This is a genomic window from Cellulomonas sp. GbtcB1 (assembly GCF_019091725.1).
In the GTDB taxonomy this organism is placed as follows: Bacteria; Actinomycetota; Actinomycetes; order Actinomycetales; family Cellulomonadaceae; genus Cellulomonas.
Genome location: NZ_JAGXJG010000317.1, coordinates 1 through 260 on the forward strand (window position 1 = coordinate 1; position 260 = coordinate 260).

Annotated in this window: 1 pseudogene; it reads right to left on the reverse strand. The window is 69.6% G+C overall.

What is annotated here, in order from left to right:
• Positions 1-4: 4 nt before the first annotated feature.
• Positions 5-260: pseudogene (locus KVT14_RS20560) on the reverse strand (ketol-acid reductoisomerase); the annotation flags it as partial.

Here is a 260-nt window from a genome sequence, read left to right on the forward strand (position 1 = left end):
CGGGTCAGCGCGCGGCGGAGCCCTCGACGTAGTCCGTGTCGGTCGGCTTCACCCAGGCGAACAGCTTGCGCAGCTCGCGGCCCACGGGCTCGATCGGGTGGTTCTGGCCCTTCTCGCGGTGCTCCTTGAACTCCGGCGCGCCGGCGTCCTGGTCCGTGATGAACCGCTCGGCGAAGGCGCCGTTCTGGTTGTCCGCGAGGACGGCCTTCATGTTCTCCTTCACGTCGGGCGTGATGTCCCGCGGGCCGGAGACGTAGTCG